Origin of the sequence: Micromonospora sp. AP08 (assembly GCF_008085935.1) — a bacterium.
Classification (GTDB): domain Bacteria; phylum Actinomycetota; class Actinomycetes; order Mycobacteriales; family Micromonosporaceae; genus Micromonospora; species Micromonospora chersina.
The window spans coordinates 15,530-41,344 of record NZ_VSEZ01000016.1 but is presented as its reverse complement, the minus strand read 5'-3'; the positions used below and the strand labels follow the sequence as shown (position 1 = coordinate 41,344).

Sequence of the window (25,815 nt, the reverse complement as noted above, 5' to 3'; positions counted from 1 at the left end):
TGGCACGCGGCCGCCCAGCCCCGCTCCTGCCGGGGGTGGGGAGGCGTCCGTACCGCCGCTCCCGGACGCGGCGGATGCCACGATGGGAGGGTGACAGCGCCGGGTTGGTATCTGGTGGGGGCGCCGTGGGACTGCTCGGCGCTCGGCCGGGGTGAGCGGCTCGCGCCGGCCGCCCTGCGCGCGGCCGGGCTGTCCGACCTCGTCCCCGACGACGCCGGGGACGTGCCGATCGTCATCGACGACGCCCGGCGGGACGACGCCACCGGCGTACGCGCGCTGCGGCAGACGGCCCGGGCGGCGCGGGTGCTGGCCGACGGGCTCGACGACGCCGCGCGGCGCCGGCCCGGCCGCCGGCCGCTGGTGGTGGGCGGTGACTGCAGCCTGCTGCTCGGTGTGCTGCCGTGGTTGCGCCGCAGCCGCGACCGGGTCGGGTTGTGGTTCGTCGACGGGCATCCCGACTTCCTCGACGGCGTCGCCTCGCCGACGGGGGAGACGGCCGACATGGACCTGGCCCTGCTCACGGGCTCCGGCCCCGAGCGGCTCACCGCGCCGGCCGGGGTGTCCGCGCCGCTCGTGGCGCCCGGCGACGTGGTGCTGGTCGGCCACCGCACCCGGGACCTCGATCCGGAGGCCGCCGCCGAGGTGGCCCGGGTGCCCGGCAGCATCCGGCGCATCGACGCCCCTGCGGTCGTCGAGGCGCCGCGGGCGTGCGGCGAGCGCGCCGCGGCGGTGCTCGCCGGTGTCGACGGGGGAGTGTGGCTGCACGTCGACTGCGACGTCCTCGATCCGGCCGCCATGCCGGCCGTCACCTATCCGGAACCCGGCGGACCGGGCCTCGGGCAGTTGGCCGACCTGTTGGCGCCGCTTCTGGCCTCGCCCCGGCTGCTCGGCCTGAGCATCGCGGACTTCCGGCCCGACCTGGATCCGGACGGTGTTCACGCCGCAGCCCTGGTGGCGTTGCTGCGCCGGCTGCTGTGAATACCGCATTCTGTTCAATGGAGAGGTCAGGCTGGCAGCGCTCATTCATGCCGCTTCACGTAGCGTTGTCAGGGCTGCTCACGGCAGGTGTCAAGGCGCAACGGGCAAGCCGCAAATTGCAGTCGGGCAAGGAATTGGCGCGCACGGATAAATGCAATTTCATTGACGTTGGCTAATCTTGACGTAATTGGCCGAGGGGCGCACCGTGAGAGGCGCCGGCACCCCGACGGGTCGCCGGGTCGCCATTCAGGAGGCGGTCATGCGGTGGAATCCGTTCGCCGGCGCGTATCTCGCCGACCCGGCGCAGGTGTGGGGGCGGCTGCTCGACTCCTCGGGCGGGGTGCACCACGACGAGGACCTCGGGCTGTGGCTGATCACCCGGCACGCCGACGTGCGGCGGGCGCTCGGCGACGCCGGGAGCTTCGGCAACGCGCTCACCCTCGCGCCGGTCTATGACGTCTGCCCGGAGGCTCTGGCCGTCATCAGGCGCATCGACGCCCCGCCCACCACGGCCGCCGCCGACCCTCCGGCGCACCCGCGGACCCGCCGGGCGCTGCGGGCCACCTTCGCCAACACCGCCGACCGGGTCGAGCAGCGGTACGGCGGGATCGTCCGGCGCCGGGTCGACGAACTGGTGTCCCGCCTCGTCGCCCGCGCGGGGCAACAGGTCGACCTCGTCCGGGAGTTCACCACCGAGCTGCCCCTGCTGGTCCTGCTCGACCTGCTCGGCGTGCCGGAGCGGGACATCGCCCGGGTCCGGGCCTGGGCGGACGGCCAGATCGCCCTGGTCTGGGGGCGTCCGGATCCGGCGGAACAGGTGCGGCTCGCCCGGGGCCTGCTGGAGTTCTGGCGCTACTGCCAGGCGCTCGTGCGCGACCGGCTCGACCGCGATTCGCTCCACAGTGGCCCGCCCGGTGACGGCTACGTGGACCGGCTGCTCGCGTACCGGGACGGCGACGACGAGATCCTCACGGTCGCCGAGGTGTCGAGCATCGTGTTCAACCTCCTGGTCGCCGGGCACGAGACCACGGCCGGCCTGCTCGCCCACGCGCTGGACCAGGCGCTCTCCGCACCGGACCGGTGGCGGACGATCGCGGCCGAGCCGCACCGGGTCCCCGCCTTCCTCGCCGAGACCCTGCGCTTCGCGCCCGCCATCGACGGCTGGCTGCGGGTGACCAGGCGGCCCGTCACGCTGGGTGGCGTCACCATCCCGGCCGGGGCGCGCTGCCTGCTGCTCATCGGCGCCGCGAACCGGGACCCGGCGGTGTTCGCCCGCCCGGACCGGTTCGACCCGACGCGGCCCGACGCGAACGACCATCTCTCCTTCGGGCACGGGCCGCACTTCTGCATCGGCGCGGCCCTGGCGCGGCTGGAGGCCGGGATCGCGCTCACCCGGCTCGCCGCGGCCGTGCCCGGGCTGCGGCTGACACCCGGCCACCGCCGGTCGTACCACCCCAACGTGGCGTTCCGGGCGCACCGGAGCCTGCCGGTGGTCATCGACCCGGCCGTGCCGTCCGGCGGCCGGGCGACGCCCGCCGTCGAGCGTCCGGCGGCCTGACCCGCTCCGCCGTGCCGGGCGCTGACCTGCGGACGCGGTCACGGAGCGGAGTCGCGTCTTCACACCCGTCCGCCGATCGGTTAAGAATTGTCCCCTGCGAATGCCCAGTCATCACCCCACCCCGATCTGATGCCGATGCCGAGCCGGCGTCGCGAAGGTGAGCACATGGATCGCACGCCCCCGTCGAGCGCCGCTCACTGCGCTGCCAGCCACCGGTTCCGCGCGGAGCTGCGCCGCTGGCGGACCCGGCAGGGGCTGACCCAGCGGGCGCTGGCGGAGCGGGTGCGGTTCAGCCGGGAGACGGTCGCCGCCGTCGAGTCCGGTCGCCGGTTCGGCAGCCAGGAGTTCGCCGTCCGCTGCGACGAGGTCCTCGGCACCGGTGGCCGGCTGGCCGCGCTGTGGCCCCAGGTCGCGGCGGAGCAGTTGGCCGCGGACGGCCGGCGCGGGCCCCGGTTCGGCGAGGTGGCACAGCTCGACCCGGCCCCGGCCGTGCGGCGCGACGCGCGCGATCCGGAGGCGGTGGTGGCGGCCATCGACGAGCTGCGGGAGCTGATCGGCCAGGTGCTCAGCCAACCGGAGGCCGGCGGGCCGCCGCCGTCGCCCGGCGGGGGCTGACGCCGCGAGGCCCGCACCGGGGCGGCGCGGCCGTCGGAATCGCCAACTCTGGGTACAGATGCTGGTACGGGCTGTTTGTACCACTGTCAGGTCTGGTCTGGGCGCACGGCTTCCGGCGCAATGAGACGTGCAATCCGCAAATGCAGATCGAACCTTGTAGATGAGTGCGGGGAGTCAGCCTTGGTGTCGAGCACGAGGTCCCACGCGGCCCGACCCTACCCGACCCGCCGCCGCGCCTGGAAGATCGCCGCCCGGATGCGCCTCATCGTCGCGGCCCCGCTGGTCGCCGTGCTGGGCTTCGCCGGCCTGGCGCTGACCGAGAGCGCGCGCCAGACCACCCGCGCCAGCGACCTCGGCCTCCTGGCGCAGCTCGGGGCCGAGGCGGGCGACCTCGCCCACCGGCTGCAACACGAGCGCATCGCCGCCGCCGACCTGCTGACCCGGGGCGCGCCGGAGCAGCAGGACGCCTTCGCCGACGCCACCACCGCCACCGACGCCGCCGTGGCCCACTACCGCCGCCAGCGGGCCGAGCTGCCCCCCGGCGCCGCCGCCGACCAGGCCGTACTGCCGCGGATCGACGCGGCGCTGGCCGGCCTGCCGCCGCTGCGCGCCCAGGTACGCACCGCGGAGCGCGCCTCGGTGTCGGCGATGACCTTCAGCTACCGGATCGTCATCGCCGACCTGTTGAGCCTCCGCGAGCACGTCACCCTCGGCGTGGTCAACGCCCGGATCGCCGACGGCATCCGGGCCTCCGCGGCGCTGTCCGAGGTGGCCGAGGCCGTCGGTCAGCAGCAGGTCGCCGTCCTGCGTGCGGTCGCGGCCCACCAGCTGACCCCCGCCATGCAGCAGGACATCACCGCCGCCCGCACGGGCATCACCGAGTCGAGCCTCGGCTTCCTGGCCCTCGCCCGGCCCGCCTGGCGGGGCTGGTGGGAGCAGGCCGGCAGCGGCGAGAGCGCCCTGCTGCTGCAACGGATGCAGGACCAGGTGTCCCGGACCGTCGCAGGTGGCCGCCTGGAGCTGGACCTGGACACCTGGGTGACCGCCACCCGGCAGTGGTCCGTGCGCCTGGCCGAGCTGCGCCAGCGGGTCGACGCGGCGGTCCTCGACGACGTCCGCGCCGCACACGCGGACCAGCGGCGGCGCACCGCGGTGGAGGCGGCCGCCACCCTGGTCGCCCTGCTGCTCACCACGCTGGTCACCTGGGCGGTCGCCCGGCAGATCACCCGGCGGCTACGCCGGCTGCGGGACGCGGCGAACGCGGTGGCGTTCGAGCGGCTGCCGCAGGTGGTGGCCCGGCTCCAGCACCCGGACAGCTCCACCGTGGACCCCGACGAGCTGGCCCGGCGGCAGGCCGCCGACGCGCTGGAGCCGTCCAGCGACGACGAGATCGGCGAGCTGGGGCAGGCCTTCACCGCGGTGCACCGGGCCGCCGTGCGGACCGCGGCCGAGCAGGCCGTGATGCGGGCCAACACCGCCGAGATCTTCATCCACCTGAGCCGGCGCGAGCAGCGCCTGGTCGACGCGGTGCTGGCCCAGGTCGACAAGGTCGAGCAGGACGAGACCGACCCCGACCGGCTGCACCAGCTCTACACGCTGGACAACCTGGCCACCCGGATGGGACGCATCAACGCGAGCCTCCTGGTGCTCGGCGGGGTCGGCGTCGGTCGCGTCCGCCACCACGACGTGCCGCTGCAACAGGTGCTCCAGGCCGCGCAGAGCCAGATCGAGCACTATGCCCGGATCCGCCTCGGCCTGGTCGACGGTGACGTCGCCGTCGCTGCCGAGTCCGTCGACGAGGTCGTCCACCTGCTCGCCGAGCTGATGGAGAACGCCACCGGCTACGCGCCGCCGGAGACCGAGACCTGGGTGACCGGCCGCGGCCTGGGCGACCGGGTGATCGTCCAGATCAGCGACGAGGGCGTGGGGCTGTCCCCGCAACGGCGGCAACAGCTCAACGACCTGCTCGCCCGCCCGCCCGCCATCGACGTCGCCGCCGTGCGGGCCATGGGGCTGGTCGTGGTGGGGCAGCTCGCCGCGCGGCTCGGCGTGGCCGTGCAGCTCCGGCCCGGCCCGCGCCGCGGCACCATCGCCGAGGTGGCGCTGCCGGGCACGATCATCCGGCCGCTGCCCCCGGAGGAGTTCCTGCTCACGCCCACCCGGCCGTCCCGCCGGGCCGCGCGGAGCACCGTCGCGCCGCCATACCGGGCGGCGCCGGAGCCGTGGGCCGGTAGGCCGCCCGCCGAGCAGGCGCTGCCGGTGGCACCGGTCTTCCGGCCCGCGCCCGCGCCGGACCGCGCCGCCGCGCCCACCGAGGAACTGGTCATCTTTAACCAGGTCAACCACTGGTTCCAGGCCGACCGTCCGGCCGACGGGAACGGCACGTCGTGGGCCACCCCCGCCGACGACGCCTGGCGTACGGCGGCCCGGGCCGACTCGCCCGAGGCCGCCGGCACCACCACCTCCGGGCTGCCCAAGCGGCAGCCGCAGCAGCACCTGGTGCCGGGCGGCGTCACCGTCCCGCGGCAGCGCTCCGAGCACCGTGACCCGGCTCGGGTGGCCACCGCGATGGCCGCGTACGCCCGGGGCGTCGCCGGCCGCCGGGCCAACCTGGTCAACAACTGATCCGACAGGGAGTGCACGTGACCGACCATCAGGATCTCGGCTGGCTGCTGGATGCCTTCGCCTCGCGCACCACCGAGGTCAGCCATGCGATCGCCATCTCCAGCGACGGCCTGATGGTGGCCGCGACCCGGGGGCTCCCGCCCGATCGGGCGGACCAGCTGGCGGCCACCGGCAGCGGGCTGGTGAGCCTGCTCCGCGGCGCGGCGGCCTTCTTCGACGCCGGCGCGGTGATCTCCAACGTCACCCAGCTCGAGGGCGGCTTCATGTTCTCCATGGCCTTCAACGACGGCGCCTCGCTGCTCGTGCTCGCCGACCCGCAGTGCGACGTCGGCAAGGTCTCCTACGAGATGACCGAGCTGGCGAACCGCATCGGCGACGCCCTGACCCCCGCGGCGCGGGCGGCCCTGAGCCGCAGCCGCTGAGCTCCGGCGCCCCCACGCCGGACACCCCACCCCTCACGGAGGAAGACCATGCCCCTGACCATTCCCCGGCGCAGCCGTGCCCGCACCGCGGCGCTGCTCGCCCTCGTCCTGCTCGCCGCGCCCGCGTGCGCCGACGACGGAGGCGGCGCCCGCTCCGGCGGATCCGTCAAGATCGGCCTGCTGGCGTCGCTGTCCGGCACCTACCAGGCGGTCGGCAAGGACATCCGCGACGGCTTCCAGCTCTACCTGTCCACCCACGACGGCAAGCTCGGCGGCCGGACGGTGGACCTCGTCGTCGCCGACGAGGGCAACGGCGCGGCGACCGCCGTGCCGGCCGCCACGAAACTGCTGAAGCAGGACCGGGTGGTCGCGCTCACCGGCATCGTCGGCGGTGGCTCGGTGGCGGCGGTCTACCCGCTGCTCAACGAGGCGAAGGTGCCGTTGGTCGGCTCCAACGGCCGGCCGGAGCTGAAGGACGTGTCCCGGGTCTGGCACACGTCCTACCTGTCCGACGAGCCGGGGGAGGCGATCGCCCAGCACGTCCGCGACGACGTCAAGGGCAGCGTCTACGCCATCGGCCCGGACTACCAGGGCGGCTGGGACGAGCTGCGCGGCTTCACCGAGGCGTTCGCCAGGGCCGGCGGTCGGCTGGCCAACCCGGACGGGAAGACCACCTTCACCCCGTTCCCGACGACCACCAACTTCACCCCGTACTTCGCGCGGATCAAGGCCTCCGGTGCGGACGCCGTCTACACGTTCTACGCCGGCAGCGCGGCCGTCGACTTCGTGAAGCAGTACGCCCAGTCGGAGGTGAAGGACCTGCCGCTGTACGCCGCCGGCTTCCTCACCGAGGGCGGGGTGCTCGACGCGCAGGGCGAGGCCTCCCGGGACATCTACTCGGTGCTCAACTACTCGCCGGACCTCGACAACGCGGAGAACCGCGAGTTCGTGGCCGCCTGGAAGGCCGCGCACGACGGATCCCCGACGACGTACGCCATGGCCTCCTACGACGCGGCGGCCGTGCTGGACCGGGCCATCGCGGCGGCCGGGGACGAGGCCACGCCGGAACGCGTCAACGCGGCCATCGCCCAGCTCGGGCAGATCGCCAGCCCGCGCGGCACCTGGCAGTTCTCACCGACCACCCACGCGCCCGTGCAGAAGTGGTACCTGCGCCAGGTGCGCCAGGACGGCCGGGCGTTGTCCAACACCGTGGTGGGCGACCTCGCCACCGTCGGCGGGTGACCCCGGTGGCCGCCGGCATCCGGTTCGACCCGTACGTCGTCCCCGCCCTGGACGGGGTCGCCTACGGCCTGCTGGTCTTCGTCGCCGCGGCGGGGCTGGTGCTCTGCTTCGGCGTCGCCGGCATCCTGAACCTGGCGCACGGCACGCTCTACGCGATCGGCGGCTACACGGCGGCCGCGCTGCTGGACGGCGGCTGGGCGAGCCTGGCGCTGGCGCTGGCCGTCGGGGTGGTGGCCGCCACCGCGTCCGGCGCGCTGGTCGCCGGGCTGCTCACCCGGGTCGCCGCGCGCAACCACCTCACGCAGGCGCTGCTGACCTTCGGGCTGGCACTGGCCGGCGGGAGCCTGCTCGTGGGCGCCTTCGGGCCGGACGACCCGCCGGTGCGCGTCCCCGCCGCGCTGGACGGGTCGGTGGTCGTCGCCGGTCACCGCTACGCGGCGTACCGGCTGGTCTTCATCCTCGTGGCCGCGCTGCTCGCGGGCCTGCTCCACCTCGTGGTCCGCCGCACCCGGGCCGGGATGCTGGTCCGCGCCGCCGTCGACGACGCCGAGATGGTCGCCGTCCTCGGGGTGAGCCCGACCCGCATCCGGGTCGGCGTGCTCGCGGCGGCCGGGGCGCTGGCCGGCGCCGCCGGCGTGCTCGGCGCGCCGATCATCGGCCCCGGGCCGGACACCGCCGACGCCGTCCTGCTGCTGTCCCTGGTGGTCGTCGTCCTCGGTGGCCTCGGCTCGATGACCGGCACCCTGCTCGCCGCCCTGGCCGTCGGGCAGATCCAGACCCTGGGCGTCGCGCTCGCCCCGTCCGCCGCCCCGTTCCTGCTCTTCGCCGCCATGGCCGCGGTGCTCGCGGCACGGGCGCGGGGTCTCGCCACGGCCCGGAGGGCGACGTGAGGCGGGGAGCCCTCGGCACGCTGCGCCGCGGTGTCGCCGCGGTGGTCGTGGCCGCGCTGGTGCTGGCGCCGTGGACGGTCGACGACTACACCGTCGCGCTGCTCGCCCGCACCCTGGCGCTCGGCCTGGTGGCGGTGAGCGTCGCGCTGCTCACCGGCGTGGCCGGGCTGCCCACCCTCGGCCAGACCGCCCCCTACGCGGCGGGCGCCTACGCCAGCGCGGTCGTGGGCAGCCACCTGTCCGACGTGGGCCTCGTGCACCTGGGCGTCGCGGCGGCGGCCGGGGCGGCGCTGGCCGCGGTTACCGTGCCGCTGGTGGTCTCCGCGCGGGGCGTGGTGCTGCTGATGATCACCCTGGCGGTGGGCGAACTCGCGGTGACCGTCGTCGGGCGCTGGCGGTCGGTGACCGGCGGCACCGACGGGCTGGCCGGCGTCCCGGCAGCACGTCCACTGTGGGGGCTGCCGGTGCTCGCCACCGACCGGGCGCGCTACCTGTACACCCTGGTGGTCGTCGCGGTCCTCGTCGGCGTGGTGCTGCTGGTCCTGCGTACCCGGGTCGGGCTGCTGCTGCGGGCCGGCCGGGACGACGAGGCGCGGCTGCGGGCCAGCGGCCACCGGGTGCCCGCCCACGTGGCCGGCATGCACATGGCCGCCGGGGCGCTCGCGGGCGCCGCGGGTTCCCTGCTCGTGGTGGCCCAGCAGTTCGTCTCCCCGGCCGACTTCGGTTTCGACACCTCCGCCCTGCTGCTGCTCGGGGTGGTGATCGGCGGGACCGTCTCGGTCGGCGGCGCGCTGGTCGGCGCCGCGCTCGTCGTGGCCGCCCGGGACTGGCTGTTCGGCGTGCTTCCCGGGCAGGCACCCCTGGTGCTCGGGCTGGCGTTCGTCGCCGCCGTCTATTTGCTCCCCGACGGCGGCCCCCGGCCGCCGGCGCGCGGCCGGCTGCTCCTGGCCGTCCCGGCCCGCCGTCCCGCCCCGGACCGCCCGACGCCGACGGGAGTACGCGCATGACCCCGCTGCTGTCCGCACACGGGATCACCGTCCGGTACGGGTCGCTGGCCGCGCTGGACGGCGTCGACCTGCGGATCATGCCGGGCCAGCGGCACGCGCTCATCGGGCCGAACGGCGCCGGCAAGACCACGCTGCTGGACGTGCTCGCCGGGTCCACCCGGACCGTCGGCGGCCGGGTGCTGCTGGCCAGCCGGGACGTCACGCGGCTGGGCCCGCCCGCCCGGTCCCGCCGGGGCATCGGCCGGATCCACCAGCGCCCCGCCGTCTGGTCGACGCTGACCGTGCGGGAGAACGTGCTGGTCGCCGCCCTGCCCCGGGCGGTGCGGCCGGGCCGGTGGCGCCCGTCGGCGCGGCGGCGGGCGGCCGAGCGGACGGCCGACGCGCTGCTGGCGCGGGTGGGCCTGGCCGAGATCGCCGCGGTCCCCGCCGCACACCTGGCGCACGGGCAGCGCCGGCAGGTGGAGATCGCCATGGGGCTGGCCGGCCGGCCCCGGCTGCTGCTGCTCGACGAGCCGGCCGCCGGGCTGTCCGCCGTCGAGGTCGGGTGGCTCGTGGAGTTCCTGCGGACGCTGCCCCGGGCGGTCGCCGTGCTGCTGGTCGAGCACCGGCTGGACCTGGTCTACGCGCTCTGCGACACGGTGACCGTGCTGCGCGACGGCCGGACGCTCGCCACCGGGACGCCGGCCCAGATCCGCGCCTCCGGCCCGGTCCGGGAGGCGTACGCCGAGGGGGTTGCCTGATGCTGCGCATCGACGGGCTCTGCGCCGGCTACGCGGGCGGCACGGTGCTGCACGAGGTCAGCCTCGCCGTGCGGACCGGCACCGTCCAGGCCGTGGTGGGCCGCAACGGTGCGGGCAAGAGCACCCTGGTGCACACCGTGGCCGGCCTGGTGCGGCCCTACTCCGGCGCCATCGAGGTCGGCGGCGTGCCGGTGGCCGGCCGGCAGCCGCACCGGATCGCCCGCTGCGGGGTCGGTCTCGTGCCGCAGGGCCGCCGGGTGTTCTCCCGGTTGACGGTGGCCGAGCACCTGGTCCTGGCCGCCGCGCCGTGGCGGGCCGCGACGCCCGGCGGCGAGGGCTGGACGGTGGCCCGGATCCTGGAGTTGCTGCCCCGGCTGGGGTCCCGGCTGCGCCACCGCGGCGACCAGCTCTCCGGCGGCGAGCAGCAGATGCTGGCCATCGCGCGGGCCCTGCTCGGCCAGCCCCGGCTGCTGCTGCTCGACGAGCCGTGCGAGGGCCTCGCCCCCGATCTGGCGGCCCGGGTGCGGGACCTCGTCGGCACGCTCGCCCGGGCGGGGCTCACCGTGCTCCTCGTCGAGCAGCAGCTCCGGCACGCCGTCGAGGTGGCCGACCGGGTCGCGGTGCTGGAGTACGGCCGGGTGGTCTACGACCGGCCGGCGCACGAGGTCCGGGCCGACCCGGACGTCCTGGCGGCGATGCTCAGCGTCGCCGCGGTCCCGGAGCCGCCGGCTCCCCGACCGGTGCCCGGGCTGTGGTCCGATGCCGGGCACCTGACCCGACCCGCTGCGACAGGGATGAGGAACGATGCCGACCCACGTCCATGACACCGACTACGCCTTCGACAACGGCTCACCGGAGGCCGTGCCCCAACTGCGGGCGCTGGAGTCCTTCCTGGATCCGATCACCGCGCGCCGGATCGCCCCGCCGGTGCTTCCGGCGGGCGGCAGGTGCTGGGAGGTCGGCGCCGGCGGCGGCTCGATCGCCCGCAGCCTGGCCCGGGCGGTCGGCCCGGGCGGCCGAGTGGTGGCGACCGACCTCGACACCGTGCGTCTCACCCCGGCCGACAACCTCGACGTACGCCGGCACGACGTGCGTACCGAGCCGCCGCCCGGTGACGCCTTCGACCTGATCCACGCGCGGCTCGTGCTGCTGCACCTGCCGGAGCGGCGGCGGGTGCTGGCCGCGCTGGCCGGCGCCCTGGCCCCCGGCGGGTGGCTGGTGGTCGAGGAGTTCGACTGCACGGCACCGCTGCGGGTGCTGACCGCGCCGAGCGACGACGCGGCGAAGCTCTTCGCCCAGGTCACGGACGCGATGCTCGGCATTCTGGAGAGCCACGGCGCGGACCTGGCCTGGGCGCAGGACGTGCACGGGGAACTGGTGGCGGCCGGGCTGGTCGAGGTGGACACGGTCACCCACGCGCAGAGCTGGCCCGGCGGCTCCGTCGGTGCGTCGCTGTACGGGACGAACTCGCGGCAGCTGGAGCCGGAACTGCTCGACGCCGGGTTGTCGCCGGGACAGCTGGAGGCGTTCCGCCGGCTGCTGCGGGACCCGGGGTTCGCCGTGATGTCGTACCAGTTCGTGTCGACCCGCGGCCGGCGGCCGGTGCGGTGAGCGGGCGCCCCGGCGTCACCGCCCGAGGAACTCCTCGATCACCGTGACCAGCCGCACCGGGGTCTCGTACATGGCGTAGTGCCCCGCGTTGGCGAGGACCTCCAGGCGGGCGTTGGGATAGTGACGCAGCCACGTCTCACGCATCATGTCGGCGCCCAGCGCGGGGTCGTGCTCGCCGACCACGGCGAGCGCCGGCACCGGGTTGCCCTTCACCTCGTCGGTGAAGTCGGTGCGCGCCCACGCCGTGAGGTACGCGCCGAACGCCTCCGGGGTGGAGTGGGCCAGGGAGAACCGGACCATCTCGTCGAGCCAGCGGCCGGAGAGCCGGTTGCCGGTGGTGAGGTCGATGATCGCGCGCCGGTTCGCCGGGTTGCCGGCCGCGCCGTCGAACAGGGTCCAGCCCTGGAGGTCGAACGGCACCCCGCCGGCCGGGACCGGGCTGATCCCGACGAGGCGGTCCACCCGGCCCGGGGCGTCGGCGAGGACCCGCTGGGCGGCGCTGCCGCCCATCGAGTGCCCGACCACCGAGAAGGTGTCCCAGCCGAGGGAGTCGACAAGCGCCAGGGCGTCGCGGGAGATCTCGGCGATGGTGTGCTCGCCGGCGACGTCGGCGCGCGCGCCGTACCCCCGGTAGTCCAGGAACGCCCAGGTGAAGCGCTCGACGTCGACCAGCTCCGGCAGCCAGCCCCAGCCCCGTGCCGACCCGAACCAGCCGTGCAGGGCCAGCACCCGGTGCGGCCCGTGACCGACGCTGAGGTGGCTGATCGTCATGTCGGGGTTCCCTTCCGCCGGTTCGATGTGGCGACAGTGAACGACCTGACGGCCGTGCGGGGAACACCGGCGTCGGATAGGCGACGCCGGAGGGGTCAGCGCAGCGGGCCGTCTCCCGGGCCGTTCGGGTCGTCGACCAGGTGCATGGCGGCCTCCTCGGCGCTGGCCCCGCCGCCGTCGACGCCGGCGTCCCAGGCGACCGAGTCCGCCTGCTCGTCCTCACCGAAGCCCGCGTCGTCGGCGACCAGGCGCCCCGTCCGCGCCTCCCGCTCGTAGCCCCGGCGGGTCAGCTCGTCCTCGTCGTCGGCCGCCTCGGCGTACGGGTCGAGGTCCGGTTCCTCCTGGGCGAGCAGCTGCGCGAGCGACTCGCCGGCCCGCTCCTCGGCGGGGGTGGTGCCGAACCGGTTCGCCCCCGTCCAGTGGTCCGCGGCGACGATGCCGGTGTCGAGGGGGTCGCCGACCCGGTCGTCGTCGAGGGTGTCCGAGGCGTCCAGGACGCCGTCGTCCTCGGCCATGTTCCACTCGTCGGCGAAGTCGGTCCGCTCGGTCTGGCTCATGGCGATCCCTCCCTGGTCAACGCCCGGCGCTGCCACCTCAGCCTAGAACTGCGCGACATCCGCGTGCAGTCCGAACCCGGCGACACCCGGTTCGTCGTGCTGCTGCCGCTGGCGCCGGCCTGACGGGGCGCGGTCGGGTCAGAACAGCGTCGACGGGGCGGCCGGCGCCGGCTCGGGCAGCGGCGCGACCTCGGGCAGGCGTGCGCGGACCTGGTCGTGGAAGCGGCGGGCGAGGTCGGGCGCGTCGGCGTTGTCCGGGGTGTGCACGAAGACGGTCGGCGAGCGGCCCTCGCGCAGCCAGCCGGTCACCACGTCGAGCCACGGCTGCCAGCCCTCGACCGTCCGCGCCGGGTCGTCCCGACCCAGGTAGCGGACGATCGGCCGGTCGGTCAGCGCCCGGGTCCGCAGCGGCAGGCGCGGCTTCTTCAGCCACGCCTCCCGTTCCGCGTCGCTGGTCGGCGGGGTGCGGAAGAACGCGGTGGTGTCGAAGGGAATCCACTCCGCGCCGACCCGGGCGAGCGCCTCCTCCAGGGCGCGTACCGCGCCGGGGTCGGTGAAGAACGCGGGATGGCGGACCTCGACGGCGTACCGGTGGGTGGTGGGCAGGCCGCGCAGGAAGCGGGCCAGCGTGGGCACGTCGCCGGGGCCGAACGAGCCCGGCAGCTGCACCCAGAGGGCGTGCGCCCGCGGGCCGAGGGGTTCGACGGCGTCCAGGAAGGTCCGCAGCTCCGCGTCGGCGCCGGTGAGCCGGCGCTCGTGCGTGACGACCTTCGGCAGCTTGGGCACGAAGCGGAAGTCGGGACCGGTCTGCCGGGCCCAGGACGCCGCCGTCTCCCGGGTCGGGGTCGCGTAGAAGGTGGTGTTCCCCTCGACCGCCGTGCACCACTCGGCGTAGGCGCGCAGCCGCTCGTGGGCCGGCAGCGGATGCGCCAGGAAACGCCCCTGCCAGGACCTGTGCGTCCACATGGCGCAGCCCACGTGCAGGCGCATCCGACCCTCCCACCGCTCGACCGCCCGGCGCGGTCACCCGCGCCGCGGCAACGGTATCCGGCACCGGACGCCCGTGCCGGGTCGGTCCGGACCATCGCCGGCCGGGAGGAGGCGCAGCCGTCAGCCACGGCCGGTGCCGTCGGCGAGCAGCCGGCCCGCGGTCCGGCGGCGTTGCTGCTTGACCAGGTAGAGCCGCTGGTCGGCGACGTGCAGCAGCCGGTCGAGGCTGTCGCCGTCGTACGGGGCGGTGGCCGAGCCGACGCTGACGCCGGCCAGCCCCCGGACCGCCGCCTCGATCCGGGCCGCCGCGGCCCGCGCCGAGTCCCGGTCGGCGTCGCCGAGCACCACCACGAACTCGTCGCCGCCGATCCGGGCCACGGCGTCCTCGGCCCGCAGCACGTTCCGGGTCGTCGCCACCACGCGGCGGAGCAGGTCGTCGCCGGCGGCGTGCCCGAGGCGGTCGTTGACCAGCTTGAAGTCGTCCAGGTCGAGGCAGAGCAGGGACGGGCCGGGGCGGCAGCCGCTGTGGAACAGGAACGTCGCCAGTTCGGCCAGGCCACGCCGGTTCAGGGCGCCGGTGAGCGGGTCCAGGGACGCCAGGGCGCGCAGCTGGGACCGCTGCCGGGCGAGGGTCCGGGTCTGCGTGGAGCAGACCGAGACGAGGACCAGCATGCCGGCCAGGTAGACGAACACGTGACCGGCGGGGGCCTGCGGACCGGCGACGGCCACGACGACGTACGACCCGAGGGTGAGCACCTCCAGCCCCACCATGAGCCGCAGGTGCGGGGTGTAGCCGGCCACGAACACGGCCGTGGTCACGAATCCGAGCGCCGCCGGCGAGGTGACCCCGCCGTCCCAGTGCGCGCCGAGCGCCGCGACCACCAGCGTGATCATCAGGAGGGTGAACGAGACCCGGTAGCCGGACGCCTTCGTGGTCACCCGGGTCGCCGCCCAGGAACCCACGACGCCGGCGGCCAGGCCGCAGCCGTACGCCGTGAGCATCAGCCCCCGGTTCGGCCCGGTGAGCGTCATGAGGCAGTAGACGACGGCGACCGCGTGGGAGACCGCGTGCAGGGCCGCGCTGATCAGCGTGCGGCGGCGGCGCTCCCTCATCCCGCCGTCCACCCTGCCCCCGGCCCTCGGCCGCGCGGGCCCGTGCGGGCGCGACGTCGCCCGGTCGGCGCGCCCGCGCCGACCGCCGATGTGGACGCCACTCGGATGAGGCAGCTCACCACGTCGAAATTCAATGGCGTGCATCAACCGGCCGTCAAGAGACAGGCCGTTAACCATCTGTTCATATGACGCAGTGGAGCGCCCAGGTCACCGTGGGCTGACGGTCGGGCGCCGGCGCCCCACCGTGGCCGTCACCGCTTGGCGTGTTCCTCGGCCATCTGCGGCTCCGCGCGCCATGCCGACGTCGGCTTCCCGGGTCGCGCGGGAACAAACGGCCTCAGCCCCGGTCGCGCCCGCCGCCGTCGCGGGGGATCACGCTGAACTGGCCCTGGGACTCCATCCGGACCTCCTTGACGTCGCCAAGGCGTTCGACGCCCTGCTGCCGGAGCTGGCTGTGCAGCTCCTCGTCGGTGACCAGCTCACGCCGCATGTTGCGGCGCAGGACGCGGCCGTCGCGCACCAGCACCAGCGACCCCGGCTGGACGATCCGGGCGACGGCGGGCCAGCGGTACGCCATCAGGTCGAGCAGGTACGCCCAACCGATGATCACCGCGACCAGCAGCACGCCGTCCGTGATGGACGTGTAGTCGTTGGACATGCCGTTCTGCGCGGCGTCGGCGATCAGCACGATGACCAGCAGGTCGGTGACGCCGGTGCTGCCGCTCTCCCGCTTCAGCAGCACCCGCAGGAGGAAGAACAGCACCAGGTAGATCACGCTGCCCCGGAGCGCGATCTCCCACAGCGGCGTGTCGGGGACGAGCAGTCTCTGCCAGTCGCTCACCCGGTGCGGCTACCCGGCCGGCCCGTGCCTACACCGCCCGTACCGCCGTCCGCCCCGTCACCGCCCAACGCCTCCGGTCCGTCGGTGAGCACGGGCAGGTCGCCGGCGGCCAGGTCGAGCCGGGGCCGCAGGTGCCGGACGCGGTGCCGCCAGCGCCCGTGCTCGTACGCCGTGTCGGCCTCCACCTCGACGACGAGGTCGTGGCGCACCGGCGTGTACGGCAGCGGCGGCGCCGGGTTCAGCTGGCCGGTCCACCCGCCGGGCAGCGGTTCCGGCCAGGGGTGGCCCTGCGCGGCGGCCGGCCGGAGCAGCCCGGCGAGTTCGCGGCGCTGCTGCCGGTGCAGCGGGTGGGTCCGCCCCAGGTAGCGCAGGCGCCCCCGGTCGTCGCACCGGCCGACGAGGAGCGTGTCCGGGTCGGTCACCGGCCCCGTGACGCCGCCGACGAGGGTCTCCACGGTGCGGTGCGCGCGAACCTTCTGCCAGCCCCGCCGCCCCGGCTCGTACCGGCCGTCGCGCCGCTTGACCACGATTCCCTCGACGCCGGCGTCGGTCCACGTCCGGAGCCATTCCCGGGCCTCTGCGAGGTCCCCGGTCTGCGGGCACAGCACGAGTCCCGGGGGCGCGCCGTCGAGCAGCCGCGCCAGCCGGTCCCGCCGCTCGGCCAGCGGCAGGTCCAGCAGGGGCTCCCCGCCCGGGCCGCTGAGCAGGTCGAAGGCCACGAAGTGCGCGGGATGGCGGTCGGCCAGCGCGGCGAGTCCACGCCCGGCGGTCACCCGCCGCTGGAGCAGCGCGAAGTCGGTGCGGCCCTCCGCCCACACGATCAGCTCGCCGTCGAGCACCGTGCCGGCGGGCAGGGACCGCAGCGTCGCGGTGACGTCGGGGAAGTAGCCGGTGAGGTCCCGGCCGGCCCGGGACTGCAGCCGCACCCCGGCCGCGTCGCGGAACGCCACGGTTCGCCATCCGTCCCACTTCGGCTCGTACGCCAGGTGCGGGCCGGTGGGCAGTTCCGCCACCGGCACGGCGAGCATCGGGGTGAGCGGTGGTCGCAGCATGGGGCCTCCGTGGATCGCCCGGCGGTCAGCCCCGGGCGAGGGGCCCGTGGGAGGGCCCCTGGTCGGCTCCGACGCGGTTACCCGGGCAGCAGGCCGGCGAACGTCCGCCGCCGCCGAAGGCTCCGCTGCGACGCACCACCCGGGACGCTCCCGCCGAAACCACCCGGAGCGCGGATCACCCGCCGGCTCGTGGGCGCTCGACCCGGACCGGGTCGCCGCGGACCAGTTCGTCGTGGACCCGCCACCGGTCGGTGGTGAGGGCGCGCCGCGTCGCCTCGTCGGCCTGCGCGATCCGCCGGCGCAGCAGGTCGACGGCGATCCGGCGGTTCAGGCTGAACTGCCGCTCGGTGTCGACCACGACCACGGTGCCCGAGGGGCGGTGGATGGCCCGGACCGCCGTGCTGGCCTTGTTGCGGTGTTGACCGCCCGGTCCGCCGGTGCGCACGGCCACCACCTCGACGTCCCTTTCGTCGAACGTCGAGACCGGGGCGTCCACCTGGCACGGCCGGGCGGTCACGTACCAGTTCCGGCGCCCGTTCCCGGTCCGGTACGGGCTACGCGCCTGCCAGCACAGGGTGCCGGTCCAGCCGGCGGCGAACGCCGCGGCGTCGGCGCCGGAGATCCGGACCAGCACCGACCGGAAGGTGCCCGGCCGGTCACCGGGCACTGTCTCGACCCGACGGGTGGTCAGCCCCCGCCCGCCGGCGTCGGCCTCCAGGCGGGGCAGCAGCATGGCCAGCGCCCAGGCGCACTCCTGCGGGCCCCGACCGGCGGAGAGGAGCAGGTGGACGGTCACGGCCGGCCCCGCCCGCGCCGGTTGTCCCGGCGCTCCGACCGGGGGCCGAGGTCGGGCGTCTTGTAGGTGACCAGCGGGACGGTGGTGGCCACCGGCGTGGCCAGGTCGTGCGCGACCAGGTCGTCGATCACCTGCTCGATGCGCTTGTAGGCGGTGGGCGCCTCCTCGAAGAGCAGCTGGCGCTCGCCGCACACCACGACCGAGCCCAGCGGGGTGCGGCGCAGCTCCTCGACGGTGTGCTTGGCGCGGCCGCGGCGCAGCGCGTCGGCGCGGGACATCTTGCGGCCCGCGCCGTGCGCCACCGAGTGGTTGGCCGCCGGACCGGCGTGCGCGGCCACCAGGTAGGAGGGGGTGCCCCGGGTGCCGGCGACGAGCACGTCCCGGCCGTCGCCGGGGGCCGCGCCCTTGCGGTGCAGGTAGTGCCCGTCGCGGACCTCGACCAGGTTGTGGCACTGGTCGACGATCGGCGCGGTGGGCTCCGCCCCCAGGGCGTGCGCGACCCGGGCGGCCAGCAGCCGCCGGTTGAGCGAACCCCACCGCACCGCGGCGTCGTGCCGCGCCAGGTAGGCGGCCGGGTCGGGGGCGGGGCCGGCGCCGTGCGCCTCGGTGTGCGCCCGCAGGATCCGCTCGCCCAGCCCGCGGGAGCCGCTGTGCACCACGAGGACCAGGTCACCGGCGTCGAGCCCGAGCCGGCTCGCGTGCTCCGGCGCGAGGACGGTGCCCACCCGGGCCAGCTCGACGAAGTGGTTGCCCCGGCCGACCGTGCCGAGGCCGTCGAGGTGACCGGCGGGGATGTCGCCGGCCACGACGGCCCAGGCCGGGTCGTCCGCGTCCCGCTCCGGGTCCAGCGCCCGGTCCAGGTCGGGAAACCGGGCGGCGAGCCGCTCGGGTACGGCGCGCCGGAGCGCGATGGGGAACACGGCGATGCCGCAGCCGATGTCGGAGCCGACCAGGAACGGGTAGAGCACGGTCGACGCCATGGCGGCGCCGATCGGTGCGCCCTTGCCGGGGTGCAGGTCGGGCATGCCGGCGACGTGGACCATGCCGGGGAGGGCGGCGACCTGGCGGCACTGGTCGAGGGCCGTGGACTCGATCCAGCTGCCGGCGGAGGCGAAGACGGAGACGGTGGCAGGGGTGGACGGCGGCAGGGACTCCCGCCGGGAGGGGTGCGCGGACAAGGACGCTCGTTTCTCGCGAAGGAGGAAAGGCGGACGGCAGGGCGGCGCGGCTCGTGGCGCGGCCCGGGAACGTCGGGTGCGGTCCGTCAGAACGTCATGGACACAACCTGCCGGAGTCCACGACGGGCGGCAAGCGACTTTCACGAGCCGACCGCATTCGGATCCACCGCGCCGCACCGGAGGTGGCTACGCTGCCGGCATGGCAGAGGAGGCCGTGTCGCGCGCGCCCGCGGGGGTGGTGTCCCGGTCGACCGCCGACCCGATGGTGGCGGCGGTCGAGCAGGTGCTGGCGACGATCCCGGCCGGCTGCACCTGGCTGCTGCCGGTGCGGGCGTCGGACGGCGCGGTCGTGGACTTCGTGGTCGCCGCCGTGAGCGCCCAGGGGCGGGACCTCCACGGCCGGGGCGCCGACCGCGTCGGCCAGCGGCTCAGCGCGCTCTATCCGGGCATGGTCGCCGGCCCGCTGTGGCAGGCGTACCACGAGGTGCTGGCCACCGGGGAGCCCGCCCACCTGCCCGACTTCCGGTACGCCGGGCACGGCGCGGGCGTCGTCACCGACTCGGTCTTCGACGTGAGCGTGCACCGGGTGCTGGACGGGCTGCTGGTCTGGTGGCAGCGGCTGGACGAGCACCGGCGGCGGCTGGCGCGTACCGAGCTGCTCGGCAACCTCGGCTGGGCCGAGTACGACCTGGTGACCGGCCGCAGCGACTGGTCCCCGGGCATGTACCGCATCTTCGAGCGCGACCCGGCGCTCGGGCCGCTGTCCCGGGCAGACCAGGCCGCCGCGCTCCTCCCCGACGACCACGGCCTGCGCGAGGCCGCCTGGCAGACGCTCGACAGCGGCGCCGCGTCGGACGTCACGGTGCGGTTCCGCGCCGGCGGGACCGTCAAGTACCTGCGGATCCTGTCGGACGTGGCCCGCGACGAGGGCGGCGCGCCGGTGAAGATCTACGCGGTGGTCCAGGACGTGACCGCCCGGGAGAACTCGCGCAGCGCCATCGAGCAGCTCAGCGACCAGTTGCGGACCCGGGAGACGACCGCGCTGGCCGAGCACCGCCTCGCCGCCCAGCTCCAGAACCTCATCCAGCCGGTGCCCCGCGAGCCCATCTCCCTGGCCGGCCTGGAGGTGCTGGTCAGCTACCTGCCGGCGGAGAGCGCGCTGCGGGTCGGCGGCGACTGGTACCACGCCGAGACGTTGCCGGACGGGTCGGTCGTCCTGGCGGTCGGCGACGTCGCCGGGCACGGGTTGGAGGCGGCCAGTGGGATGGCCCACCTGCGCTTCGCGCTGGTGGCGTGGCTCTCGATCGGCATCCGCGAACCCGCGGCGCTGCTCGGGCACATGAACCGGCTCTGCGGCCAGCTGGCCATCACGGGCACCGCCGTGATCGCGGTCTTCGACCCGGCCACCCGGCGGCTGGCCTGGGCCCGGGCCGGGCACCCGCTGCCGATGCTGTCCCGGGCGGGCGCGACCGGCGACCTCGGTCGGCCCGCCGGGATGCTGCTGGGCGCCGACCCCGGGACCCGCTACCCGGTGGTCACCACCGAGCTGCGCGGCGACGACGTGCTGCTGCTCTACACCGACGGGCTGGTGGAACGCCGCGCCGGCAACCCGGAGGACCAGCTGGCGGCGGTGCGGTCGGCCCTGTCGGCGCTCTCCGGTCAGCCCGGGGCACGCCCGCTGGCACGGCTGCGCGAGGCGCTGCACCGGCCCAGCCCGGACGACGACACGTGCACCCTGGCCGTCCGCGTGCTGCCCTGACCGTCCTCAGAGGTCGAACCGGACGCGCACCACCGTCCCCGCCGGACCCGGCCGGACGTCGACCTCGTCGCAGAACGCCGCCACGATGGCCAGCCCCCGGCCCCGGACGGCGTCGGCCGGGGGCATCCGGCCGGCCGTCGGACGCGGGCCGCCCCGGTCCACGACGTCGCAGCACAGCTGCCCGGCCTCGACCCACACCCGGACCGAGCCGCCACCGTCGGTGTGCTGGAGGGTGTTGGTGGTCAGCTCGCTCACCACCAGCGCGAGCAGGTCCACCCGGGCGGCGGGCAGCCCGCCGGCCAGCGCGCGGGCCGAGGCGAACGCCCGCACGGCGGACAGGTCCGCCGCGCAGTCGTAGGGCATGGTGTCGGGAGGGGCGGTGGGGTGGTCAGTCACGGGCCCGCTCCCCGGCGGGCGGCACATCCGCCGCCGCCGTCACGAGCCGGCCCCGTCCCCGGGATGCCGCAGCAGGTCGCCGACGCCGGTGAGTTCCAGCAGGGCGGCCACCGCCCCCGCGGCGTTGACCAGGTAGAGCCGGCCGTCCGCCGCCCGCGCCCGGTGGTGCGCGGCCACCAGCGCGTGGATGCCGGTCGAGTCGAGGAACTCGACCGCGGCCAGGTCGACCACCACGACCGGAGCGCCGTCCACGGCGGCCAGCAGCGTGCCGGTCAGCCGCTCGCGGGCGGCGAGGTCGCACTCGCCGGCCAGCCGGATCACCGTGCGTCCCGGCTCGCGGGAGGTCCTCGCCCGGAAGGACGCCATGGGCAACCCACGCTTTCTCACCTGGAGCACCGGCTCGGTCGCATCATCATGTCACCTTCCGGGGCGCCGACGGCAACGCGCGCGCCCTGGATCGGGGGGCACTCGCGTCGACCATCATCGACATCCGGTCACCGCCTCCATAGACTCCGGTCTTTCTGGTACCACGAGTCCAGGGAGGACCCACGTGTCGAGCGAAACCCGACCGCGCGCCGTACCGCCGTTGCTGGCCCGCCTCGCCGGGGTGGCGACGATCTCCGCCGCGTTGGTCGCCACCGGCGGCGTCGCCGCGTCCGCGGCGCCGGCCGCCGACCCGGCGCCCACGAAGGGCCCGTGCGCGTACACGCCGACGCCGGACGAGCCGGCCGCCCGGCCGGTGCCGCTGCCGCCGGACCCCCGCCACACGCCCGACCGGGGCACGGTCCGGGTCACGCTGCGGACCAACCAGGGGCCGATCGGGCTGACCCTCGACCGCGAGCAGGCCCCGTGCACCGTGCAGAGCTTCCTGCACCTGGCCCGGCACCGGTTCTACGACCGGACCCCGTGCCACCGGCTCACCGCGTACCCGACGCTGAAGGTGCTCCAGTGTGGTGACCCGTCCGGCACCGGCGAGGGCGGGCCGGGTTACCGGTACGCCGACGAACTGCCGACCGACCTTCCGCCGGCGCCGACCGACCCGACCGGGGTCCGCCGCCTCTACGCCCGAGGCACCCTGGCCATGGCGAACGCCGGCCCGGACACCAACGGCAGCCAGTTCTTCCTGGTCCAGTCCGACTCGGCGCTGCGCCCGAACTACACCGTGTTCGGCACGATCGACGATGCCGGGCTGGCCACCCTGGACCGGATCGCGGCGGGCGGCATCGCCGCCACGCCCGAGGACCCGGCGCCGGTCGACGGCGCGCCGGCCCTCCCGGTGGAGATCTGCAAGGCCACCCGGGGCCGCTGAGTCACCCCCTCGGCGGGGCGGTGCGTCGCCCCGCCGAGGGCCCGCGGCGGGACCCGTCCCATCGATTGGAGGCGATGCCGGTCAGCACCCGCAGTTCGGCGCTCGCGTACCGCCACCGACGTCGGCCGGGTCGGCGTCTCCGCCGGCCCGGCCGGGCGTCGTCGTTTCCGCCGGTCAGCGCTGGGCGCCCGCCGTGGCAGGTGCCGGCCAGCTGCCGGTGAAGACCTGCGGCGTCACCGCGCTGCGGGCGGCGAAGCCGAACAGCGAGTCGACCCGGGCGGCCTCGGTGGAGCTGGGGTACGGGTTGGTGCAGCTGGTGCCGGCGCTGCCGCCGGACATCAGGATGGCGCAGTTGCCGTTGTAGTTGTCGGGCAGGCCGAGGATGTGCCCGATCTCGTGGGTCATGATGCGCAGCGGCGAGTACTGCTGCGCCTGGTAGTAGTCGATGACCACGCGGCCGTTGCCGAGGCTCGTGCGCTGGGCGTACGAGCCGCCGCCGTAGGTGTAGTAGATCATCAGGTTCGAGCCGCACTGCGCCATGTTGATGTTGTTGGTGGCGTTGTTCCAGATCGAGGCGGCCTGCACGGCGTAGCTCGCGAACGGCCCGGCCTGACTGGTGTTGTAGCAGACGTTGCGGACGGCTGCGGCGGCCGGCGCCGCGTCGACGGTGACGGCGCCCAGTGCCGCCAGTGCCGCGGTGGCGACGGTGGCGAGGAACCGGGTGACCTTGGGCAGACGCATCGCTCACTCTCCTTGTGGGACGGGGTCGAGCGGGATCGGCCCAGCCTACATATTGGCTTACATCGATATCAAGCATCGACCAATATCGCTGGCTCTGGTCAGGCTGCCGGGACCCCGGCATGATTCGGCCGAATCGGGGGTAGAAGGACGTCACTGCACTTCGACCGCAGGAAGGAGGGCGGTCATGCCATTCCCCGACGGCGCCGACGGTCACCGGAGGCCCAGCCCCACACCGACCGGCGTCCCGCCCACGTACGTTCGGTACCTGCGCGACCGGCTGCTGGAGGCCGAGGCCGGCCTCACCGCCATGAACGAGCGGTACGAGCGGACCAAGGCGGCCTTCGACCGCTGCTACGCGCGCCGGGGCATCACGCCGGACACCGACATCGTGGGGTACATCAACGCCAAGGCCATGAACCCGGAGCTGAAGTTCTGGTACGCGAAGGTGGAGCACTTCCAGCGTGAGCTGGCCGCCTACGGCGCCGCGCTGACCGGGCTGGCGGCGGCCGACCGGATGCTCGCCGTGGACGGCCCGCGGGTGCCCGCGGACCGGCAGCGGGCCCGTGCCGGCCGGCCGAACCTGAACCGGGTCGGCTGACCGCCGGGACGGATCGCGGGCGCGGCCCGAGCCGGTAGCCTGCGTCGATGACGCACGAGCGGGAGATCACCGAGCCGGTCGACCTGTGCGGGCCGGACGGGCGGTTGAACCCGGCGGCGGTGGGCTGGAGCCGTCGGCCGCTGCACCGGGCGAACCTGCGCGGCTGGGGCCGGGCCAAGCGCTGGGAGTACTGGGGCGTCGTCACCCCGACGCACATCCTCGGCCTGGTCGCCTCGTCGCTGGACTACGCCGGCGTGCACAGCGTCTACCTGCTGGACCGCCGCACCGGTGTCGAGCGGACCACCGAGGCGTCGGCGGCCACGGACATCGTGTCCGGCCACAGCAGTCGCGGGTCGTGCAGCACCGTCTCGAACTCGCCGTCCGGCCGGCGGCGCAGCACCGCGTTGTGCTCGTAGGAGGTCAGGCAGAACGCTCACCCGCGGCCGGCGACCGTCACCCGGATCAGGGCTGCCGGGGCACGGCCACGGCCGTGACCACGAGGCCGTCGGCGATCAGCCAGCGGCCGTGCAGCACCGCCAGCGGCGGCCCGCCGTCCGCGCGGGTGGTGTCGACCAGCACCCGGGCCGTGAAGCTCCCCGCGGCCGGGTCGACGGAGAGTTCGGCGTCCTCGAAGCCGAGCCAGCGCCCGGTCAGCGGATACCAGGCCTTGTAGACGGACTCCTTGGCGCTGAACAGCAGCCGGTCCCAGTGCACCGCCGGACGGTCGGCGCGCAGCCGGGCCAGCGACTCCGGCTCGCCGGCCGTCATGACCACCTCGGCGACGCCGTCCGGCAGCGGCCCGTGCGGCTCGGCGTCGATGCCGAGCCCGGCCAGCGCGGTGTCCCGCGCGACCGCCGCGGCCCGGTACCCGGCGCAGTGGGTGATGCTGCCGACCACGCCCGCCGGCCACAGCGGCTCCCGCTTCGGGCCGGGGCGGATCGGCGCCGGGGCGTACCCGAGGCGGGCCAGGGCCTCGCGGGCGCAGCGGCGGGCGGTCACGAACTCGCGTCGGCGGGCCTCCACGGCCCGGACGAGCAGGTCCTCCTCGCCGGGGTACGGGGCCTCGCCGGGGATGTCGGAGAACGCCTCGACGGGCACCGCCGCCGGCGGGAGCAGGGTCTCGATCATGAGGCGCCGCCGAGGATGCGCCGCATCGGCCGCGGCTCGCCGCCCCGCCGGCCCCACTCGCGCGGGTAGCCCAGCGACACCTCCTCGAAGCGCACCCCGTCGTAGTGGGTGGTGCGGGGGATGTGCAGGTGCCCGTAGACCGCCACGGCGGCCCGGTGCCGCAGGTGCCAGTCGGCCGTGCGGTCGGTGCCGCACCACTGGGCGAACTCGGGATACCAGAGCACGTCGGTGGGCTGGCGGACCAGCGGCCAGTGGTTGACCAGGACGGTCGGCAGCGCCGGGTCGATGGCGGCCAGCCGCCGCTCGGTCACGGTGACCCGCTCCCAGCACCACGACTCCCGGTCCGGGTGCGGGTCGGGGTGCAGCAGCATCTCGTCGGTGCACACCACCCCCGCCGCGTACGCCGCCCGCAGCGACTCCTCCTTGGAGTTCGTGCCGGGGGCGCGGAACGAGTAGTCGTAGAGCAGGAACAACGGCGCCACGGTGACCGGCCCGCCCTCGCCGTCCCACACCGGATAGTCGTCCTCCGGGGTGAGCACGCCCAGGTCACGGCACATCCCGACCAGCGCGTCGTAGCGGGCCTGCCCGCGCAGGGTGACCGGGTCAGTCGGGTGGGTCCACAGCTCGTGGTTGCCGGGCACCCACACGACGCGGGCGAACCGGTCGCGGAGCTGCCGCAACGTCCGCTCGATGTCCGCGAACACCTCACCGACGTCGCCGGCCACGATCAGCCAGTCGTCCCCGGACTCCGGCCGGAGCCCGTCCACGACGGTGCGGTTCTCGGCGTACGACACATGGAGGTCACTGACCGCGAACAGCGCACCCGTCACCCGGTCGATCTTGCCAGCGCCGCCCGCCGATGGACAGCCGTGACTTGTCCGGTGTCGGGGGTCCGACG

28 protein-coding genes are annotated in these 25,815 nt (G+C 75.3%); 15 read left to right on the top strand and 13 right to left on the bottom strand.

Annotated features, from left to right (window positions below; translation table 11 throughout):
- The first annotated feature begins 90 nt into the window (after positions 1 to 90).
- The 11 genes from FXF50_RS23585 to FXF50_RS23535 all read left to right on the top strand — a co-directional run bounded on the left by FXF50_RS23585 (position 91) and on the right by FXF50_RS23535 (position 11,688).
- Positions 91 to 978: an arginase family protein gene (locus FXF50_RS23585; protein ID WP_148431053.1), complete on the top strand. Its 888-nt coding sequence runs from the start codon at positions 91 to 93 to the stop codon at positions 976 to 978.
- Between the two features lie 259 nt (positions 979 to 1,237).
- On the top strand, positions 1,238 to 2,536 hold the full coding sequence (locus tag FXF50_RS23580; RefSeq protein ID WP_148431052.1) for a cytochrome P450: 1,299 nt from the start codon (positions 1,238 to 1,240) through the stop codon (positions 2,534 to 2,536).
- A gap of 165 nt (positions 2,537 to 2,701) precedes the next feature.
- On the top strand, positions 2,702 to 3,151 hold the full coding sequence (locus FXF50_RS29600) for a helix-turn-helix transcriptional regulator (RefSeq protein ID WP_222866090.1): 450 nt from the start codon (positions 2,702 to 2,704) through the stop codon (positions 3,149 to 3,151).
- A gap of 183 nt (positions 3,152 to 3,334) precedes the next feature.
- Positions 3,335 to 5,776 carry a nitrate- and nitrite sensing domain-containing protein gene (locus FXF50_RS23570; protein ID WP_187399785.1) on the top strand — a complete coding sequence of 814 codons (2,442 nt, stop codon included), beginning with the start codon at positions 3,335 to 3,337 and terminating at the stop codon, positions 5,774 to 5,776.
- A 17-nt stretch (positions 5,777 to 5,793) separates the two neighbouring features.
- Positions 5,794 to 6,198: a roadblock/LC7 domain-containing protein gene (locus FXF50_RS23565; protein WP_148431050.1), complete on the top strand. Its 405-nt coding sequence runs from the start codon at positions 5,794 to 5,796 to the stop codon at positions 6,196 to 6,198.
- 48 nt (positions 6,199 to 6,246) lie between these two features.
- Positions 6,247 to 7,440 (top strand): ABC transporter substrate-binding protein, encoded by a 1,194-nt coding sequence (locus tag FXF50_RS23560; protein WP_148431049.1) that lies wholly within the window; start codon positions 6,247 to 6,249, stop codon positions 7,438 to 7,440.
- Positions 7,437 to 8,330, top strand: coding sequence for a branched-chain amino acid ABC transporter permease (locus FXF50_RS23555; RefSeq protein WP_148431048.1), 894 nt, complete (start codon positions 7,437 to 7,439; stop codon positions 8,328 to 8,330). Before FXF50_RS23560 ends, FXF50_RS23555 begins: the two co-directional genes overlap by 4 nt.
- Positions 8,327 to 9,337, top strand: coding sequence for a branched-chain amino acid ABC transporter permease (locus FXF50_RS23550; RefSeq protein ID WP_148431047.1), 1,011 nt, complete (start codon positions 8,327 to 8,329; stop codon positions 9,335 to 9,337). Before FXF50_RS23555 ends, FXF50_RS23550 begins: the two co-directional genes overlap by 4 nt.
- Positions 9,334 to 10,077 carry an ABC transporter ATP-binding protein gene (locus FXF50_RS23545; protein WP_148431046.1) on the top strand — a complete coding sequence of 248 codons (744 nt, stop codon included), beginning with the start codon at positions 9,334 to 9,336 and terminating at the stop codon, positions 10,075 to 10,077. Before FXF50_RS23550 ends, FXF50_RS23545 begins: the two co-directional genes overlap by 4 nt.
- Positions 10,077 to 10,901, top strand: a complete 825-nt coding sequence (locus FXF50_RS23540) for an ABC transporter ATP-binding protein (RefSeq protein ID WP_148431045.1) — start codon at positions 10,077 to 10,079, stop codon at positions 10,899 to 10,901. The genes FXF50_RS23545 and FXF50_RS23540 overlap by 1 nt, the downstream gene beginning before the upstream one ends.
- Positions 10,882 to 11,688 (top strand): class I SAM-dependent methyltransferase, encoded by an 807-nt coding sequence (locus FXF50_RS23535; RefSeq protein ID WP_148431044.1) that lies wholly within the window; start codon positions 10,882 to 10,884, stop codon positions 11,686 to 11,688. The genes FXF50_RS23540 and FXF50_RS23535 overlap by 20 nt, the downstream gene beginning before the upstream one ends.
- A 15-nt stretch (positions 11,689 to 11,703) precedes the next feature.
- On the opposite strand, the gene FXF50_RS23530 is transcribed toward FXF50_RS23535, so the two are convergent.
- From FXF50_RS23530 to FXF50_RS23495, 8 genes are all read right to left on the bottom strand, one after another.
- A complete protein-coding gene (locus FXF50_RS23530) occupies positions 11,704 to 12,459 on the bottom strand; it encodes an alpha/beta fold hydrolase (protein WP_148431043.1) in 756 nt (251 codons plus the stop codon).
- Between the two features lie 95 nt (positions 12,460 to 12,554).
- A complete protein-coding gene (locus tag FXF50_RS23525) occupies positions 12,555 to 13,016 on the bottom strand; it encodes a DUF5709 domain-containing protein (protein ID WP_148431042.1) in 462 nt (153 codons plus the stop codon).
- 138 nt (positions 13,017 to 13,154) lie between these two features.
- On the bottom strand, positions 13,155 to 13,982 hold the full coding sequence (locus FXF50_RS23520) for a DUF72 domain-containing protein (RefSeq protein WP_222866095.1): 828 nt from the start codon (positions 13,980 to 13,982) through the stop codon (positions 13,155 to 13,157).
- Positions 13,983 to 14,126: 144 nt separating this feature from the next.
- On the bottom strand, positions 14,127 to 15,119 hold the full coding sequence (locus FXF50_RS23515; protein WP_187399784.1) for a GGDEF domain-containing protein: 993 nt from the start codon (positions 15,117 to 15,119) through the stop codon (positions 14,127 to 14,129).
- A gap of 337 nt (positions 15,120 to 15,456) precedes the next feature.
- Positions 15,457 to 15,960: a DUF421 domain-containing protein gene (locus FXF50_RS23510; RefSeq protein WP_148431039.1), complete on the bottom strand. Its 504-nt coding sequence runs from the start codon at positions 15,958 to 15,960 to the stop codon at positions 15,457 to 15,459.
- Positions 15,957 to 17,012 carry an ATP-dependent DNA ligase gene (locus FXF50_RS23505; RefSeq protein ID WP_255510162.1) on the bottom strand — a complete coding sequence of 352 codons (1,056 nt, stop codon included), beginning with the start codon at positions 17,010 to 17,012 and terminating at the stop codon, positions 15,957 to 15,959. Before FXF50_RS23505 ends, FXF50_RS23510 begins: the two co-directional genes overlap by 4 nt.
- 175 nt (positions 17,013 to 17,187) lie before the next feature.
- Positions 17,188 to 17,808, bottom strand: a complete 621-nt coding sequence (prfH, locus tag FXF50_RS23500) for a peptide chain release factor H (protein WP_148431038.1) — start codon at positions 17,806 to 17,808, stop codon at positions 17,188 to 17,190.
- Entirely contained in the window at positions 17,805 to 18,986 is a 1,182-nt protein-coding gene (locus tag FXF50_RS23495; protein WP_148431037.1) for an RNA ligase RtcB family protein, read from the bottom strand. Before FXF50_RS23495 ends, prfH begins: the two co-directional genes overlap by 4 nt.
- 199 nt (positions 18,987 to 19,185) lie before the next feature.
- On the opposite strand from FXF50_RS23495, the gene FXF50_RS23490 reads away from it, so the two are divergent.
- Positions 19,186 to 20,745 carry a PP2C family protein-serine/threonine phosphatase gene (locus tag FXF50_RS23490; protein WP_148431036.1) on the top strand — a complete coding sequence of 520 codons (1,560 nt, stop codon included), beginning with the start codon at positions 19,186 to 19,188 and terminating at the stop codon, positions 20,743 to 20,745.
- Positions 20,746 to 20,751: 6 nt separating this feature from the next.
- On the opposite strand, the gene FXF50_RS23485 is transcribed toward FXF50_RS23490, so the two are convergent.
- Positions 20,752 to 21,141 carry an ATP-binding protein gene (locus FXF50_RS23485; protein WP_255510161.1) on the bottom strand — a complete coding sequence of 130 codons (390 nt, stop codon included), beginning with the start codon at positions 21,139 to 21,141 and terminating at the stop codon, positions 20,752 to 20,754.
- Between the two features lie 39 nt (positions 21,142 to 21,180).
- The gene (locus tag FXF50_RS23480; RefSeq protein WP_148431034.1) at positions 21,181 to 21,507 is read right to left on the bottom strand and encodes an STAS domain-containing protein; all 327 of its coding nucleotides are present in this window, start codon (positions 21,505 to 21,507) and stop codon (positions 21,181 to 21,183) included.
- Positions 21,508 to 21,691: 184 nt separating this feature from the next.
- Here FXF50_RS23480 and FXF50_RS23475 point away from each other — a divergent pair, with 184 nt between their 5' ends.
- Positions 21,692 to 22,450 carry a peptidylprolyl isomerase gene (locus FXF50_RS23475; RefSeq protein ID WP_148431033.1) on the top strand — a complete coding sequence of 253 codons (759 nt, stop codon included), beginning with the start codon at positions 21,692 to 21,694 and terminating at the stop codon, positions 22,448 to 22,450.
- Positions 22,451 to 22,624: 174 nt separating this feature from the next.
- Here the strand turns inward: FXF50_RS23475 and FXF50_RS23470 are convergent, their stop codons facing one another.
- Entirely contained in the window at positions 22,625 to 23,191 is a 567-nt protein-coding gene (locus FXF50_RS23470; RefSeq protein WP_148431032.1) for a snapalysin family zinc-dependent metalloprotease, read from the bottom strand.
- A gap of 184 nt (positions 23,192 to 23,375) precedes the next feature.
- Here FXF50_RS23470 and FXF50_RS23465 point away from each other — a divergent pair, with 184 nt between their 5' ends.
- Both FXF50_RS23465 and FXF50_RS23460 read left to right on the top strand, forming a co-directional pair.
- Entirely contained in the window at positions 23,376 to 23,789 is a 414-nt protein-coding gene (locus FXF50_RS23465) for a hypothetical protein (RefSeq protein WP_148431031.1), read from the top strand.
- Between the two features lie 47 nt (positions 23,790 to 23,836).
- On the top strand, positions 23,837 to 24,205 hold the full coding sequence (locus FXF50_RS23460; RefSeq protein WP_255510160.1) for a DUF2804 family protein: 369 nt from the start codon (positions 23,837 to 23,839) through the stop codon (positions 24,203 to 24,205).
- Positions 24,206 to 24,251: 46 nt separating this feature from the next.
- On the opposite strand, the gene FXF50_RS23450 is transcribed toward FXF50_RS23460, so the two are convergent.
- Positions 24,252 to 24,917 carry a 4'-phosphopantetheinyl transferase gene (locus FXF50_RS23450; RefSeq protein ID WP_148431030.1) on the bottom strand — a complete coding sequence of 222 codons (666 nt, stop codon included), beginning with the start codon at positions 24,915 to 24,917 and terminating at the stop codon, positions 24,252 to 24,254.
- Positions 24,914 to 25,747, bottom strand: coding sequence for a metallophosphoesterase (locus tag FXF50_RS23445; RefSeq protein ID WP_148431029.1), 834 nt, complete (start codon positions 25,745 to 25,747; stop codon positions 24,914 to 24,916). Before FXF50_RS23445 ends, FXF50_RS23450 begins: the two co-directional genes overlap by 4 nt.
- Between the last annotated feature and the right edge of the window lie 68 nt (positions 25,748 to 25,815).